Origin of the sequence: Nocardia sp. NPDC052001, assembly GCF_040680615.1 — a bacterium.
In the GTDB taxonomy this organism is placed as follows: Bacteria; Actinomycetota; Actinomycetes; order Mycobacteriales; family Mycobacteriaceae; genus Nocardia.
Window position 1 is genome coordinate 1,126,676 of sequence record NZ_JBFAXC010000002.1, and the last position, 15,436, is coordinate 1,142,111.

Annotated in this window: 15 protein-coding genes; 11 read left to right on the plus strand and 4 right to left on the minus strand. The window is 67.3% G+C overall.

The window, feature by feature from the left end; genetic code table 11:
- Nucleotides 1–232: 232 nt before the first annotated feature.
- Together AB0L82_RS13590 and AB0L82_RS13595 are read left to right on the plus strand one after the other, a co-directional pair.
- Entirely contained in the window at nt 233–598 is a 366-nt protein-coding gene (locus AB0L82_RS13590; RefSeq protein WP_364634906.1) for a DUF2784 domain-containing protein, read from the plus strand.
- 35 nt (nt 599–633) lie between these two features.
- On the plus strand, nt 634–1,407 hold the full coding sequence (locus AB0L82_RS13595) for a class I SAM-dependent methyltransferase (RefSeq protein WP_364634909.1): 774 nt from the start codon (nt 634–636) through the stop codon (nt 1,405–1,407).
- Nucleotide 1,408: 1 nt separating this feature from the next.
- Here AB0L82_RS13595 and AB0L82_RS13600 read toward each other — a convergent pair whose 3' ends face one another.
- Entirely contained in the window at nt 1,409–2,179 is a 771-nt protein-coding gene (locus AB0L82_RS13600) for an alpha/beta fold hydrolase (RefSeq protein WP_364634912.1), read from the minus strand.
- 33 nt (nt 2,180–2,212) lie between these two features.
- Here AB0L82_RS13600 and AB0L82_RS13605 point away from each other — a divergent pair, with 33 nt between their 5' ends.
- Nucleotides 2,213–3,583 carry a CoA transferase gene (locus tag AB0L82_RS13605; RefSeq protein WP_364634915.1) on the plus strand — a complete coding sequence of 457 codons (1,371 nt, stop codon included), beginning with the start codon at nt 2,213–2,215 and terminating at the stop codon, nt 3,581–3,583.
- A gap of 166 nt (nt 3,584–3,749) precedes the next feature.
- Nucleotides 3,750–5,297: an MFS transporter gene (locus AB0L82_RS13610; protein WP_364634918.1), complete on the plus strand. Its 1,548-nt coding sequence runs from the start codon at nt 3,750–3,752 to the stop codon at nt 5,295–5,297.
- Nucleotides 5,298–5,320: 23 nt separating this feature from the next.
- On the opposite strand, the gene AB0L82_RS13615 is transcribed toward AB0L82_RS13610, so the two are convergent.
- On the minus strand, nt 5,321–5,893 hold the full coding sequence (locus tag AB0L82_RS13615) for a TetR family transcriptional regulator (protein ID WP_364634921.1): 573 nt from the start codon (nt 5,891–5,893) through the stop codon (nt 5,321–5,323).
- A gap of 104 nt (nt 5,894–5,997) precedes the next feature.
- Here AB0L82_RS13615 and AB0L82_RS13620 point away from each other — a divergent pair, with 104 nt between their 5' ends.
- From AB0L82_RS13620 to AB0L82_RS13630, 3 genes are read left to right on the plus strand one after another with little or no spacing between them, the layout of a single operon-like run.
- Nucleotides 5,998–7,206, plus strand: a complete 1,209-nt coding sequence (locus tag AB0L82_RS13620; RefSeq protein WP_364634923.1) for an FAD-dependent monooxygenase — start codon at nt 5,998–6,000, stop codon at nt 7,204–7,206.
- A gap of 41 nt (nt 7,207–7,247) precedes the next feature.
- On the plus strand, nt 7,248–8,273 hold the full coding sequence (locus tag AB0L82_RS13625) for a nucleoside hydrolase (protein ID WP_364636061.1): 1,026 nt from the start codon (nt 7,248–7,250) through the stop codon (nt 8,271–8,273).
- Nucleotides 8,270–9,160: an amidohydrolase family protein gene (locus AB0L82_RS13630; protein ID WP_364634926.1), complete on the plus strand. Its 891-nt coding sequence runs from the start codon at nt 8,270–8,272 to the stop codon at nt 9,158–9,160. The genes AB0L82_RS13625 and AB0L82_RS13630 overlap by 4 nt, the downstream gene beginning before the upstream one ends.
- 22 nt (nt 9,161–9,182) lie before the next feature.
- Here the strand turns inward: AB0L82_RS13630 and AB0L82_RS13635 are convergent, their stop codons facing one another.
- Nucleotides 9,183–10,103: a 1-phosphofructokinase family hexose kinase gene (locus AB0L82_RS13635; RefSeq protein WP_364636064.1), complete on the minus strand. Its 921-nt coding sequence runs from the start codon at nt 10,101–10,103 to the stop codon at nt 9,183–9,185.
- 165 nt (nt 10,104–10,268) lie between these two features.
- Here AB0L82_RS13635 and AB0L82_RS13640 point away from each other — a divergent pair, with 165 nt between their 5' ends.
- Genes AB0L82_RS13640 through AB0L82_RS13650 form a run of 3 tightly spaced genes read left to right on the plus strand, consistent with a single transcriptional unit; the run spans nt 10,269 to nt 14,409 of the window.
- A complete protein-coding gene (locus AB0L82_RS13640; protein ID WP_364634928.1) occupies nt 10,269–11,237 on the plus strand; it encodes a universal stress protein in 969 nt (322 codons plus the stop codon).
- 11 nt (nt 11,238–11,248) lie between these two features.
- Nucleotides 11,249–13,816 (plus strand): cation-translocating P-type ATPase, encoded by a 2,568-nt coding sequence (locus tag AB0L82_RS13645; RefSeq protein WP_364634931.1) that lies wholly within the window; start codon nt 11,249–11,251, stop codon nt 13,814–13,816.
- Complete coding sequence (locus AB0L82_RS13650; RefSeq protein ID WP_364634934.1) at nt 13,813–14,409, plus strand: hypothetical protein; 597 nt, start codon at nt 13,813–13,815, stop codon at nt 14,407–14,409. The genes AB0L82_RS13645 and AB0L82_RS13650 overlap by 4 nt, the downstream gene beginning before the upstream one ends.
- A gap of 70 nt (nt 14,410–14,479) precedes the next feature.
- On the opposite strand, the gene AB0L82_RS13655 is transcribed toward AB0L82_RS13650, so the two are convergent.
- Nucleotides 14,480–14,827: a hypothetical protein gene (locus AB0L82_RS13655; RefSeq protein WP_364634937.1), complete on the minus strand. Its 348-nt coding sequence runs from the start codon at nt 14,825–14,827 to the stop codon at nt 14,480–14,482.
- Nucleotides 14,828–14,981: 154 nt separating this feature from the next.
- Between AB0L82_RS13655 and AB0L82_RS13660 the strand changes: the two genes are divergently transcribed.
- Nucleotides 14,982–15,434: a nuclear transport factor 2 family protein gene (locus tag AB0L82_RS13660; protein WP_364634940.1), complete on the plus strand. Its 453-nt coding sequence runs from the start codon at nt 14,982–14,984 to the stop codon at nt 15,432–15,434.
- Nucleotides 15,435–15,436: the final 2 nt, after the last annotated feature.

A 15,436-nucleotide genomic window follows, 5' to 3' on the forward strand; every position in this document is an offset into this window, starting at 1 on the left:
TAGTGCCGTATAGGTATGTAAATGGACCAGAGTTGCTGACCTGGGCCTTAACGAAGACGGCAGCCCGCTTTCCCCGCTCCTGCCCCTTGGCCTTGACCAAAAAGGCCACCACCCCACCGCATTCTGGGGTGCATGACTCCCTCGGCTACCCATGCATTGATGCGCATATCGACGTGTTGATATGCGGCAAACTCCCGCTCCCCTCCCCCGATACCGGCCCTATGCTGGGGGCATGCTGTATCGGCTGCTGGCCGACGTCACCGCGGTCGTGCACTTTCTGTTCGTCGCCTACGTGGTGGTCGGCGGGTTCATCGCGTGGCGCTGGCCGCGCACCGTCTGGCTGCATCTCGCAGCCGTGGCCTGGGGATTCAGCACCATCCTGTTCGGATTCGACTGCCCGCTCACCGATTTGGAGAACTGGGCCAGGCATAAGGCCGGCGACGCCGGATTACCCTCGACCGGCTTCATTGATCACTACATCACCGGCGTGCTCTACCCCCGTAGCGCCCTGGACCTGGTGCGGGTGCTGATTGTTCTCTGCGTTCTCATCTCCTGGACGGGCCTGGCGCTCCGCAATCGCCGTGCCGTGCGGGCATAATCGCGCCGACTGTTCACCTCGACACAGGAGAAGGTATGGGCGGCAAGGGGATCGGCGCGGAGATTCAGGAGCGGGGCGGGCGGGCGCTGTCGATGGCGCGTATGGCGCTGGGGCTGCGGCAATTCGGCCGGACCGGGCAGTTCGGGGATGGGCGGGAGGCTGCGGCGCGGGACTTCGTGCTGGCCAATGCCAGTGCGGGGGATCCGGAGAGTGTGCTGGCCACCGTCGACGAATTCGCGCGCAAGCGCGACATGCTGGTGAATGTCGGGGATGAGAAGGGGCTGCTGTTGGATGCGGCCGTCACGAAGGCCGTGCCGAAGCTGGCGCTGGAGTTGGGGACCTACTGCGGATACAGCGCGGTGCGGATCGGGCGGCTGCTGCCCGCGGGTGGGCGGCTGGTGTCGGTGGAGTTCAGTGCGGCCAATGCCGAAGTGGCGCGGGCGATCATCGCGCACGCGGGGCTGGCGGATCGGGTGAGTGTGGTGGTCGGGACCATCGGTGACGGCGGGGAGACCATGCACCGGCTCACCGGTGATCACGGATTCGATTCCGGTACGGTCGATTTGATCTTCCTCGATCACGCCAAGGAGGCGTATCTCGCGGATCTGCGATCGATCATGGCGGCGGGCTGGATCCATCCCGGCACCATCGCGGTCGCGGACAATGTGAAAGTGCCCGGCGTTCCGGATTATCTCGCCTACATGCGCGCGGAGCAGGGTAAGACCTGGCGGACCGTCGAGCACGACACCCATGTGGAGTACCAATCCATGTTGAAGGATCTCGTGCTCGAATCCGAATACCTCGGCTGAGCTAACGGATCGAATTCAGCCGCGCGGTCACCAGATCCGCCACGGCGGACGTGTTTTCCGGTAGATCCAGGTAAAAATGCCCGCCCTGGAAGGTGTTTACCTCAAAGGATCCTGAGGTGTGCGCGGCCCACTCCCCCGCCTGCGCCACCGTGGTGGTGGGGTCCGCATCGCTGATTAGCGCGGTGATCGGGCCGCGCAGCGGAGCGCTCGGTTCATACCGGTAGGTCTCCACGGCCTGGTAGTCACTGCGGAGAGCGGGCAGCACCAATTCGGCCAGACTCGGTTCCTCGCGCAGGATGCGCACCGAGGCCGGATCATTGGACAGCAGCTCCAGCTGACCTATGAGATCGTCATCCGACCCCAGATGCAGGCGGCCGGTCTCGGCCAGATCCGGTGCGGGACGCCCGGATACGAACAGGCGGGCAAGGGTGCGGCCCGCCGCCTCCCAGCGCCGGGCCGCCTCGAAGGCCACGGTCGCGCCCATGCTGTGCCCGAAAATGGCGACGGGGGTGTCGACGGGCCAGCTCGACATATCCCGTACGGCCTGTTCGGCGAGTACGCCGAGGTCGGGAATCGGCTTCTCGCCCAGCCGATCCTGGCGGCCCGGATACTGCACCGCGTACACCGCGATCCCCGCGCCGAATCGCTGCGCCAGACTCCGGTACGCGGTGACCGATCCCCCGCCGGGCGGGAAGCACACCAGTACGGCGCGCGGATCGGTATCGGCGCGCAGTACGCGCAACCAGTCGGTGCCGGTGAGATTTACCACCACGGGCGAACTCCTTCGACGGCTAGTGTCGGACGGGTGAGTGGATACGCAGCGCTGGTCCATGAGTACGAGTCCGGGGCCGGTATCACCGGGTCGAGTATGCCCGCCGTCGATCCGGGGGCGAATCTGGCTGCGACGCTGCCGGTGTGGGCACTGGCCGGAGGATCGGTGGCGAGCTTCGCCGCGGCGGCCGATCGGCGGCGGCGGGACCACGGTCTGACGCCGTTGGACAGTGTGCTGGATCCGGCGCGCATCGCGGCGGCGTTCTCCAGTGAGCGGCTGTTCCGGATCGACGGCGCACCGGCCGACGCCTTCGCAGAGCTGTCGGGCTTCTTCAAGACCGCGGATGGCTGGGTGCGAACGCACGCCAACTATTCGCATCATCGCGTCCGGTTGCTGGCCGTGCTCGGATTGCCCGCCGATGCGGATCGGGCGGCCGCGGTGGCGCGTATCGCGGAGCTCAGCGCGGCCGAAATCGAGGACCGCGCGGGTGAATCCGGTGCGATCGCGGTGCGCGTGCGCACCGAACAGGAGTGGGCGGCGACCCCGCAGGGTAAGGCCGCGGCCGATAGCCCGCTGGTCGCGATCGAACGGCGTGCGGATCGCGGCGTCGCCGAATCATCCGCTGCCGCAACACAGATGCTGCCGCTGCGGGGTATCCGGGTGCTGGATATGACCCGTGTCATCGCCGGTCCGACGGCCACGCGCGCGCTGGCGCTGCTGGGCGCGGAGGTGCTGCGGGTGGATCCGCCGCAGCTGCCCGAGATCGGCTGGCAGTTTCTCGATACCTGTCAGGGCAAGTACTCCACACTGCTTGATTTGCGTACCGAACTTCCCATCTTCCGGGAGCTGCTGCGCACCGCGGATGTGCTCGTAACAGGTTACCGACCGGGCGCTTTGGAAAGAATCGGTGTACATCCGGGAGAAATTCGGCCTGGAATTGTGCACGGGCGGGTTTCGGCGTGGGGTGAGCGCGGACCGTGGGGGGATCGGCGCGGTTTCGACAGTATTGTGCAGGCTGCATCCGGAATTTCGCTCATCGAAGGCGCACAGGGCAATTCGCAGGGTGCGTCCCCAGTGGGCGCACTGCCCGCACAGGCGCTCGATCACGGCAGCGGGTATCTGCTGGCGGCAGGTGTGCTGGACGCGCTCACGGCCCGCGAACGCGACGGTTTCGGCCGGGATGTGCGAGTTGCGCTGGCGCGCACCGCATCCTGGTTGCTGGCGGCGCCGGGCCGTACCCCGGATCACGCACCGGCGAACTTCCCGGGATCGGAGTTCGCGGTCGAGCACGCGGGGGTCGTCACGGCGGTTCCGGTGCTCAGCGAATATCCCGATCATCCCTGGCCCGCTTCGCAGTACGGCACACATGCACCAAACTGGACACTCCGACCGGCCGGTATTTAGCTGTCCCGAGGCATCGCGGCCGACTGCACGCACACCCGCAAACACATCGGCGAATAGTGCGAATTCCCTTCGTACATATCGTTTTTGTGTCGTTAATAAGTGAGATGCTGGGACCGACATCGATATTGTCGGCAGTTGTGCCGGCGTGCGGATGGAGGACGTCATCGTGGACACACCAGGTCCCGTGCTGAGCACTACGGCAGCAGCTCGTTACGGCAGAGTAGGACGCCGGGAATGGGCGGGACTTGCGGTACTGGCACTGGCCTGTCTGGTGTACTCGATGGACCTGACCGTACTGCATTTAGCGGTGCCCCAGATCAGCATGGAGCTGAGACCTACCAGCTCCCAATTGCTCTGGATCATCGACGTTTACGGGTTCTTCGTGGCCGGGCTGCTGCTCACCATGGGCACCATCGGCGATCGGATAGGGCGGCGCCGACTACTCATGGCCGGGGCGGCGGCCTTCGCCGCGGTGTCCATCATCGCGGCGTTCGCCCCCTCGGCCCCGGTACTCATCGGCTGTCGCGCCGTGCTCGGCATAGCCGGGGCGACGCTGGCGCCGTCCACACTCTCGTTGATCTTCACCATGTTCCCCGATCCCGGTCAGCGTTCGGTGGCCGTCGGGGTCTGGGTCGGGTCGTATTCGGTCGGCGGGTCCATCGGGCCGCTGGCGGGCGGGTTGATGCTGGAGCATTACTGGTGGGGTTCGGTATTCCTGCTCGCGGTGCCGGTCATGGTGTTGCTGCTGATTCTCGCGCCCCGGGTGCTGCCCGAGTTCCGGGATCCCAACGCGGGCAAAATCGATCTGCTCAGCGCATTGATGTGCACCAGCGCGGTGTTGCTGGTGGTCTTCGGCATGAAGAAGATCGCGCAGGACGGTCCGGTGCCGATCGCGGTGGGCGCCTTGGCCGCCGGGCTCACCGTCGGCGGGATCTTCGTGCGCCGTCAGCTCACCGCCGCCGAGCCCATGCTGGATCTGCGGCTGTTCCGGCTGGCCAGTTTCCGCATCGCGCTGACCATCAATATGGTCGCCATCTTCGCCGCGTTCGGGTATTTCCTGTTCGTCGGCCAGTATTTCCAGCTGGTGCTGGGCATGTCGCCGCTGCGCGCCGGAATCGCCACCATCCCAGCGGGTTTGGGGTTCATGATCGGCTCGCAGCTCGGGCCGCGGTTGAGCCGGGTGGTGCGGCCCGCCTACATGATCGGGGTGGGCATGACCATGGCGGCGGCCGGGCTGCTGCTGTTGACGCGCATCACCGAACAGGGCGGAGTGGGGCTGACCATCACCGCCTCGCTGCTCGTATCGTTCGGGCTCGCACCGGTATTCGGCATCACCACCGAATTGATCGTCGGCACCGCACCGCCGGAACAGGCCGGTGCGGCCTCCGGACTGGCCGAGACCGGCGCGGAATTCGGCGGGGCGCTGGGCATCTCGATGCTGGGCAGTCTGAGTATCGCCATCTACCGGGGTCAGCTGGCCGATACGCTCCCCTACGGATTGCGCGATGCCGATGTGCACAGTGCGCGCGACACCCTCGGCGCGGCCATGGAGGTGGCGAACGCGCTACCCGGCAAACTCGGTGCGTCCGTGGCGGAGGCGGCCAAGCACGCGTTCCTCATCGGAATGCACCTGACCTCGGCCATCGCGGCCGGAGTGGCGTTACTGCTGGCGGTGATGGCCATGATCCGGTTGCGGCACATTCACACGAGCTGAGGACCGCGTCCGCGCGGTACCGGTCAGCGTCCGCGCATGGCCTCGACGGCTGTCGATAGATCGTCACCGTCGAGCAGGTCCGCGCCGGGCGCGATCATCCACTGCATGGCCATGCCCTGGAACAGTACGAAGAGCGTCTTCGCCACGGCGTGCGCCTGCGCGTCGGTGAGGTCGGGGTGCGCCTCGCGCACTCCCTGGGCGATATCGGCGTGGGCCTTGCCGGTCGCATCGGCCATATAGACCTGCATTTCCGGATCGCGGGCGATCTGGATGCCGTTCTCCAGGCTCAGTTGCAGATTGTCGCGGTTGCGCTGGATCACATCGACCAGGCCGTTCCAGGTGGGTCCGAGCGCGTCCCACAGCGACAGCCCCTGCCCCGCGTCCTTGATGGCGGAATCGATCTCATCGCCCAGTTCGGTGCCGACACCCTCGGTGAGCGCCTGCATGACCAGGCGATCCTTCGAGCCGAAGTGATAGCCGATGGCGGCGAGGCTGACCCCGGCCGCGGCGGCGATATCGCGGGCGGTCACCTTGGCCAGGCCCCGCTCGAGGATGGCTTGACGAGCCCCCATCAGTAGATCTTCTCGATTTCCCATAACCCCACCGTACCAGCGTTTTAGACATTTGTTCTAGACATACGTCTCAGCATCTGTTAGACATATGTCTTAGACGGACGTACTTCACCACATCGGGAGCCACAATGAGCGCCACCACCAACCTCCGCATCCTCATCGCCGGCGGCGGCATCGCGGGCAATGCCGTTGCCCTGCAATTGCTTCGGGCCGGAATCGCGGTCACCATCGTCGAGCGCGCCGCTGCCCCGCGACCGGGCGGCCAGGCCGTCGACCTGCGCGGACCCTCCCGCGAGGTGGCCGAGCGCATGGGCCTGATGGAGGGCATTCGCAAGTACCTGCTGCACGAGAAGGGCATGCGGGTCGTGAACGCCGAGGGCGGCGACGTGTACCGCTGGTCCATGGAGATGTTCGACGGTAAGGGCCCGGTCGCCGATATCGAGATCAGCCGCGGCGATCTCAACGGTGTCCTGCTCACCGAACTCGCCGGTGTCGCGGGCGATCTCGACTATCGCTACGGCGAGTGGATCGAGACCATCGACCAGGACGCGGACGGTGTCACCGTCGGATTCCATTCCGGCGCGAGCGAACGGTACGACCTGGTGATCGGCGCGGACGGCGTGCACTCGCGCACTCGCAAACTGGTCTTCGGCCCCGAGGAGCAGTTCACCACGTTCCTCGGCGGGTACATGTCCTTCTACACCGTCCCCACCCCGGCCGAGGCCGAGCAGGACTGGATGTCCATGCACGTGGTGCCACGCGCCTCGATCGGCATCCGGCCCGATTTCGATCCGGCGACCGCCAAGGCCATCATCACCCTGCGCACCGACCAGAACCCGGCACTGCGCGGCGATATCACGGCCCAGCGCAAGCTGATTCGCGATATGCTCGCCGAGGCGGGCTGGCTGGCGCCGCAGGTGCTGGCCGAGCTGGAGCAGGCGACCGATTTCTACTTCGACGAACTGGTTCGGGTGGATATGCCGACGCTGTCGTCGGGCCGGGTCACACTGCTGGGCGACTCGGCCTTCTGCGGTTCTCCGATGACCGGTATGGGCACGGCCATGGCCATTGTCGGCGCGTATCTGCTCGCCGGTGAAATCGCCGCCACACCGGACGATCTCGCCGGTGCGCTGGCTCGGTACGAGGCGCAGGTGACGCCCTTCCTGGACAAGGCGAAGGAGCTGCCCGGCGGCGGTATCAAGATGATGCTGCCGACGTCCAAGTTCGGGCTCAAGGCGATGCAGCAGGTCGGCAAGCTCATGGCCACCCGCGCGTTCCGTCCGGTCATGATGAAGATGCTCGATCAGACCGAGGACTACGTGCTGCCGACCTACTGAGCACGCGGGTCTAGGCTCGAACGGTGCGGCAGAAGATCATCATGGATAACGACACCGGTATCGATGATTCCCTGGGACTGCTCTACCTACTCGCCTCCCCCGAGGCCGAGATCATCGGAATCGCCTCCAGCGCGGGCAATGTGCCCGCGCCCCGGGTGGCAGCCAATAATCTCGCACTCCTCGACCTGTGCCGGGCGCCCGAGCTGGAAGTCGCGCTCGGCGCGGCGGAACCGCTGGCGATTCCGCTGCGCACCACCGAGGACACGCACGGGCCGCAGGGTGTGGGGTACGCGGAGCTACCGGTGTCCGAGCGCAAGCTCTCGGATCGGACGGCGGCGCAGCTGTGGGTCGATCTGGTGCGGGAGCATCCGGGCGAGGTGGTCGGACTGTGCACCGGTCCGCTGACCAATCTCGCGCTGGCGCTGCGCATCGAGCCCGAACTCCCCCGGTTGTTACGGCGGCTGGTGATCATGGGCGGGGCGTTCAACCATCCCGGGAACACCACACCCACCAATGAGTGGAATGTGCACGTGGATCCGGAGGCCGCCAAGGAGGTCTTCGACGCCTTCTCGGCCGCGCCCGCGGATCGGCGGCCGATCGTATGCGCCCTGGATATCACCGAGACCATCGAGATGCGGCCCAAACATCTTGCGCTGCTTGCCGAACGGGCCGGGAGCACCCCGGTGGAGCTGGTACGCGAGAGCGATCCTCCGGAACAGCGGTCGGCTGCGAGCAATCCGCTGGTGCGGTTCCTGACCGATGCGATCCGGTTCTACTTCGACTTCCACATGCTCTACGACCAGGGTTATCTGGCGCATATGCACGATCCGTTCGCGGCCGCCGTCGCATTGGACACCGCGCTCGCGGTCACCAAGCCCGCGACCGTCGACGTCGAGCTGGCGGGGACCATCACCCGCGCCACCACCGTCGCGGACTGGGCGGGGATGTGGGAGCGGGAACCCAACGCGGACATCGTGATCGGGACCGATCCGGAGCAGTTCTTCGAACGGCTGATCAGCCGGGTCGGGGATTACGCGCGCACGGTGTATCCGGAGGCGGGCGCGTGAGCGACGGAATCGTGCGCGATGAGTTCGTGCGCGACTTCCGTACTCGACTGGGTCTGCCGTCACTTATCGATGTGCACACGCATTTCATGCCCGACCAGGTGTTGCGCAAGGTGTGGGGGTATTTCGATTCGGCCGGGCCGCTGCTCGGGCATCGCGAATGGCCGATCACCTATCGCGATGAGGAACAGGTGCGGCTCGATACGTTGCGCGGGTTCGGGGTCAGCGCGTTCACCTCGCTGGTGTACCCGCATCGACCCGATATGGCCGCGTGGCTCAATGAGTGGTCCGCGGACTTCGCCGCGCGCACCCCGGATTGCCTGCATACCGCGACCTTCTATCCCGAACACGGTGCGGACAGCTACGTGGAAGCGGCCCTGGACGCGGGGGCGCGGATCTTCAAAGTCCACGTACAGGTCGGCGATTTCCACCCCGGCGATCCACTGCTCAATCAGGTGTGGGGCATGCTGGAAGACTCCGGAGCCCCGATCATCATTCATTGCGGATCCGGCCCCGCCGCAGGAGAATTCACCGGTCCGGAGCCGATCGCCGAACTGCTGCGGCGGTTTCCGCGGCTGCGGCTGGTGATCGCGCATATGGGCGCACCCGAGTACAGCGAATTCCTGGATCTGGCAAAGGCTTACGACAAGGTGCTGTTCGACACCACCATGAACTTCACCGACTTCTTCGAAGCCGGTGATCCCTTCCCGGTGCACGAACGCCCACGCCTGCTCGAGCTGGGCGATCGCATCCTGTTCGGCAGCGACTTCCCCAATATCCCGTACACCTATGGGCACGCGCTGGAATCACTCGAGCGACTCGACCTCGGCGACGACTGGCTGCGGCGGGTCTGCCACGACAATGCCGCGCGTGTATTCGGACTCGCCTGACCGATCGGGGGCCGGGCCCGGGTTATTCGGGCGAGCCGACCGCGCCGAAGAGTTCGGCGATGCGCCGCGGGTGCCCCGGGCCGGTGCCGGGGGTACCCAAAGCCGCTGTCGCCGCGGCGATTCCGAGTCGCACGGCATCGCCGAGGGCATAACCGCGCAGTATGCCCGCGCAGAGTCCGCCGACCATGGCGTCACCGGCCCCGATACCGCTGCGGACGCTCGCCCGCAGCGGCGCGAACGATTCGTCCCGGTCCGCGGTGACCAGCAGCGCGCCGGCCGACCCCAGTGACAGCAGCACGATTTCCGTCACCCCCGCGGTGATCAGCGCCCGCGCGGCGGCGACCTGCGCGGGGCGGTCCGGCAGCGGGTGCCCAACCAGGTCGGCGAGCTCGCGCACACTCGGCTTGAGCACGTACACGCCGTGCCGCATCGCGCGCAGCGGCGCTCCCGCGGTATCGAGAATCAACGGGATATCTACGTCCGCCAGATAGTTCGCCAGCTCCTGATAGAAGTCGGCCGACACCCCCGGCGGCAGGCTGCCGCTGGCCACCACCAGCCGCGCCGAGACAGCCGCCCGCTCCACCGCGATCAGGCATCGGCGCTGTTCAGGTGCGGTGAGACGGGGGCCGGGAAAGACGAAACGGTACTGCGCCGCGGTGGCCTCGTCGCCGACCGACAGACTCTGGCGCGTCGAATTCGCCACCGGCACCGTGCGCATCGGCACCCGCGCATCCCGCACCAACTGTTCGAGGCGCTCCCCCTCCGGACCGCCCACCGGGAAGACCGCGGTGACCGGTTCCCCGAGCACGGCGATCGTGCGCGCCACATTGATGCCCCCACCGCCGGGGTCGAATCGCGGTGCCGCACAGCGCATCTTATCGGTCGGGCGCACCCGTGCGGTGCTGCTGGCGATATCCACGGCGGGATTCATGGTCAGTGTCACGATCGACAACGGCACTCCTTCGGAGACAGACCGAGAGCTTCCACTCTGCGCGTCGCGGCGCTCGATCGGCAGGGTCGGCGAGCCTCCTCCGCGGAGGGCTTTGGTCACTTCACCTCGTGCGCGGTGTCCCTAGTCCAGGTCCGCGCCGCCACGGAGTCTTGGAGGATGGATTCGAACGCAGCGCACAGCGGGACCGGCGACCGATCGCGGACTGCGGATCGGCAACCGGCCGTGCTGGCCGGTATCGACGGTTCCCGGGCGGCCGTGCGGGCAGCCGTGTGGGCAGCGCAGGAGGCGGTGGTCCGGCGGTTGCCGCTGCGACTGATATCCGTGGTGCCCGCCATCGACCACCCCGCCTTCCGTCCCGGCGGGGTCAAGTACCGCAATGCGGAGCGGGCGCTCACGAGCGCGCTGTCCGCCGTGTCTGCCGACCGACGCGGCGATCCGGACGCATCGTTCTCAGCGGTGAGCACCGAGGTAGTGCACGGTCAGCCCGCTCACCTATTCGTCGAATTGTCCAGGTCGGCCGCGCTGATCGCACTGGGCGCCGGGGATATCGGCCTGTTCTCCCATATGGTGCTCGGTTCCACCGCATTGGCGGTGGCCCGGGACGGGCACTGCCCGGTCGCCCTGGTCCGTCAGTCGACCGCGGTGAATGGGGCTGTCCTGGTGGTGGTTTCGGAGTGGTATCGGGCCCGGCCCGCATTGCTGGCCGGGTTCCGGGCCGCGCGCGATCACGGCGCCGAGCTGATCGTGGCACGGATTTGGCGGGGACGGCAGTGGTCGTCGTCGCCGGAGTCGTTCCGCGCCCGGCCGGTGGTGCCCGATGCCCAGCTGGCCGGCTTTCAGCGCGAATTCCCCACTGTGACAATGCATCCGATTACCGTGGTGGGCGAGGCGATCGACGCGGTCGAGAAGTTCAGCGCCACGGCGCGACTCGTGGTGGTCGGCCACGACGCCGACCGGGAACATACCGCGCGCCTCGGGCCGGTCACGCGAGAGCTGGTCTGCCATGCGCCGTGCCCGGTACTGGTGGTTCCGGACGACTTCGTCCCGCCGCACCCGAACTCACGGCGTGACGACGAACCGCTGGACTCGACGGCGGCGACCGCACCCGGGGAAGGGTGGATGTGAAGGCGGAGAACATGATCGACACCGTGACCCCGGAAACGGGGCTGACCTCGGGCGAAGCCGCGGCCCGGCTGGTGCGCGATGGCGCGAATCTGCTGCCGCGGCGGCCACCGATCCCATTGTGGCGGCGGCTGTTCGCCCAGCTGCGTGATCCCTTGATCATCGTATTGCAGATCGCGGCCCTGCTGACGGTGGTGACCCGGGACTGGACGGATATGACGGTGATCCTGCTGGTCATCATCGTGAACACCGGGGTCGGCGTACGCCAGGAGGTGCGCGCCGACCGAGCCATCACCGCACTGTCACAGCTCGCGGCGCCCACCGCACGAGTGGTGAGAGATGGTGTACAGCAGCAGATTCCGGCCGCGGACGTGGTTGTGGGAGATCTCCTGGTGCTGGCCGAGGGCGATATCGTCGCCGCGGACGCCACGCTGTCCGAGGCCGCGGCGCTGCGCGTCGACGAATCGGCGCTGACCGGGGAATCGGTGCCGGTGGACAAGGCGGTGTCCGGCGCTGTCGCGTCGGGCACGGTGGTGGTGAAGGGCCACGGCCGAGCCGTCGTCACAGCCATCGGCGCTGCGGGCAGTACCGGCAGGATCGCCCGCCTGCTCGATCAAGGTCCGAGCCTGACACCGCTGCAACGACGCCTCGCCGATGTGGGCAGGCTGCTGGCCGGGGTCACCGTGGCGCTGTGCGCGATCGTGCTGGCGCTGGGGCTGTTTCGGGGACAGCCCGTGCAACTGATGGTGATCACCGCGATCAGCCTGGTGGTGGCGGCGGTCCCGGAATCGCTGCCCGCGGTGGTGACACTCGGGCTGGCCCTCAGCGCACGGCGCATGGCCGAGCACCATGCCCTGGTCCGCAAGCTGCACGCGGTGGAGACGCTCGGATCGGTCACGGTGCTGGCTACCGATAAGACCGGCACGCTCACCGAGGGGCGCATGGTCGCCCGCGAACTCTGGACTCCCGATGCGGGGGCGGGCATCGGTGGATCCGGCTATGCGCCGGTGGGTTCGGTGCGTTCGGGAGATCGAGAGCTCGGTCGCGGCGATATCCCCGCGATCACCGAACTGCTCAGTGCCGCGGCGCTGTGCAATGACGCCAGACTCCTGGCTCCGGATTCAGCCGGGGCCCCATGGGTGACGCTCGGCGATCCCACCGAACTCGCATTGCTCAGCGCCGCGGCGAAATTGGGACTGGACCGCCATGAGTTGCAGGCGGAGTTCCCGCGCATCGGCGAGCGGCCGTTCGACAGTGACCGCAAACGCATGACCACCATTCACGCACTCCCCCGGGGCTTTCTGGTGATCTGTAAGGGCGCGCCCGAGGCGATCCTGAATCCCGCTGTACTGGTTGATGATCCGGAACTGGTCGCGCGCGCCGCCGCGCGGGCCGAGAGCTGGGCGCGCGCGGGCTTGCGGGTGCTGGCGGTGGCGCAGGCCGAGAGCGCGGATGAGCCCGGCCCGGGAACGGATCCCGAGCGGGGCTTGCGTCTGCTCGGCCTGATCGCGATCGTCGACCCACCCCGGACCGCCGCGGCCGAGACCATCGCGGCCTGCCGCCGCGCCGGTATCCGGCTCGTTCTGATCACCGGGGATCATCCGGGCACCGCCCGCGCCATCGCCACCGAACTGGGCATCATCTCCGGCGCGGAACCGGTACTGGATTGCCGCGAGCCGATCGACGCCGCGCTCACCACCGGTACCGTATTCGCCCGTGCCACACAGGATCAGAAGCTCGCCATCATCGCGGCGCTGCGGGCGGACGGACAGGTGGTGGCCATGAACGGTGACGGGGTCAATGACGGCCCGGCGCTACGCCGGGCCGATATCGGGGTGGCCATGGGTGAGCGCGGCACCGAGGTGGCGCGGCAAGCCGCCGATCTGGTTCTCGCCGATGACGATCTGGGCACTGTCGTGGTGGCGGTCGCCGAGGGCCGGCGGGTGTACGCGAACATTCGGCGCTTCCTCATCTACGGGCTGTCCGGCGGTGTCGCCGAGATCGCGGTCATGCTGGTGGGACCGTTCCTGGGCTTGGCGCTGCCACTGCTGCCCGCGCAGATTCTCTGGATCAATCTGCTCACCCATGGGCTTCCGGGTGTGGCGCTCGGTGGTGAGCCCGCCGCCCCGGGAATTATGCGCAGAGCACCGCGCCCGCCCACCCAGAGCATTCTCGGGGCGGGCCTGTGGCAGCGCGTGCTGCGGGTCGGATTCGTGCTGACGGCGGTCACGCTGGGAGTCGGGGTCTGGGCGGAGCGGACCGACCGGCCGTGGCAGAGCCTGGTCTTCTTCGCTTTGGGCGCGACTCAGCTCGCGGCGGCACTGGGTTCGCGCGCCCGGCATCGCTCACTCGCCAATCCCCTGCTGCTCGCCGCGGTCGCCGCGGCGCTGGGTCTGCAACTGGCAGGGCTCTACCTGCCGCCGCTGCGTGAGTTGCTCGGTACGCATCCGCCGGCCGTCACCGATCTGCTCATCGTGGGGGCATTGTCGACGCTGGGTTACGCGGCGGTGCGCCTGGATCGCGTCCTGCATCCCGGTCCCGCCGATCCCGCTGCCGCGCATACTGATTCCGTGCGCTCGTGAACGCCCTGCTGCCCTATCTGGTGGTGTTCGCGACAGTGTTCGCATTGAATCTGATGCCCGCGTTCGGACCGCCCACCTGGGTTCTGCTCATACTCTTCAAAATCAACTGGCAGCTCGATCCGATCGCCCTGGTGCTGATCGGGGCGCTCACCGCGGGCACCGGCCGCTATCTGCTCGCCGCCGTGACGGGACGGCTCGGCGCTCATCTCGGTGCACGCCGTCGCTCCAGCCTGCGCGCCGCGGGTGAGTACCTCACCGATCACAAGGGCCGCTCGGCGGCCGGGCTGACGCTGTTCCTGTTGTCGCCGTTGCCGTCCGCGCAGATGTTCGAGGCCGCCGGGCTCATCGGCATCCGGCTGCTTCCGCTGACCGCCGCTTTCATCGCGGGCAGGCTGGTCAGCTATTCGCTGTATATGGGCGCGACGACCGTCGCCGAGCGAAACCTGGGCCGCGCCTTCACCTCATCGCTGACCTCGCCGTACGCGATCGCTATCCAGGTCACGGTCATCGCCGCCCTGGTGATACTGGCCCGCGTCGACTGGGCCGCACACCTTCCGACGTCCCATCGTCCGCCGGATGACAAACGGGAATGAACGAACGACACGGCCCCTCCCCGGTCAGATGGGGAGGGGCCGCGGACAACCTGGTCGTGGCGTTATTCGGTCAGCTCTTGCTCGCCGGTTCCGGGGTCTTGGCGGATTCGGCGGGTACGGCTGCGGAGTCGGCACGCTGTGCCTTGACCTCGGCCTGCCACTTCTCGAAATCCGCGCGCATCGCGCTGATCTGGTGCTCGATGGCCTCGCGGGTGTCCGACCACCAGCTCTGCGCGGCAGTGCGCAGATCCGCGGCGGTCTTCTCGAGCTCGTTCCGCTCACGCTCCACGGTCGCGTTCAGCTCTTCGCGTCGAGCGTGCATTGCTGTGCGGTTCGACTCGCGTGTCGCGGCGGAGGAGTCCTCGAACTGCTTCACCCGCGCCGCCAGGTCCGTCAGCGATTCCGACAACGGTTTCATAGTTTGCGCCTCTCGAAAGATATTGATCCACTTGGGGATCCGGCATTCGCCTCCTTCAAGGGTGCGGTCCGGGACCGGCCGCACACAGGGCCGAACGTCACCTCATGACCCGCACAAGACCGCAACGGCGGTCCGGTCGCCTACGCTCCCGGATATGAGCACAGCCGCCGATACCGTCGCCGTGACGAATCTGATCGCCGAGTACGCGGAGTTGATCGACGCCGGAGACTTCGCCGGCGCCAGCGCCCTGTTCGCGGACGGCGTGTTCATCGGCAGCGGGGCAGCGGTGCGGGGCAGTGCGGCGGTCGAGCGGATGTTCCGCGCGATGGTGATCCGCTACGAGGACGGCACCCCGCGCACCCACCACGCCATCACCAATATCGCCATCGAGTTCGACGAGGAGACCGGCACGGCGACCGCGCGATCGTATTTCACCGTCTTCCAGGCCGTTTCGGATTTCCCGCTACAGCCGGTGGCAGCGGGAAAGTACCGCGATCGCTTCGAGCGCCATGACGGGCGGTGGCGATTCGCCGAACGCCAGGTCCACATCACGCTGACAGGCGACCTCAGCCATCATCTGCGGATGCCCGACGCCGTCCAGGAATGACG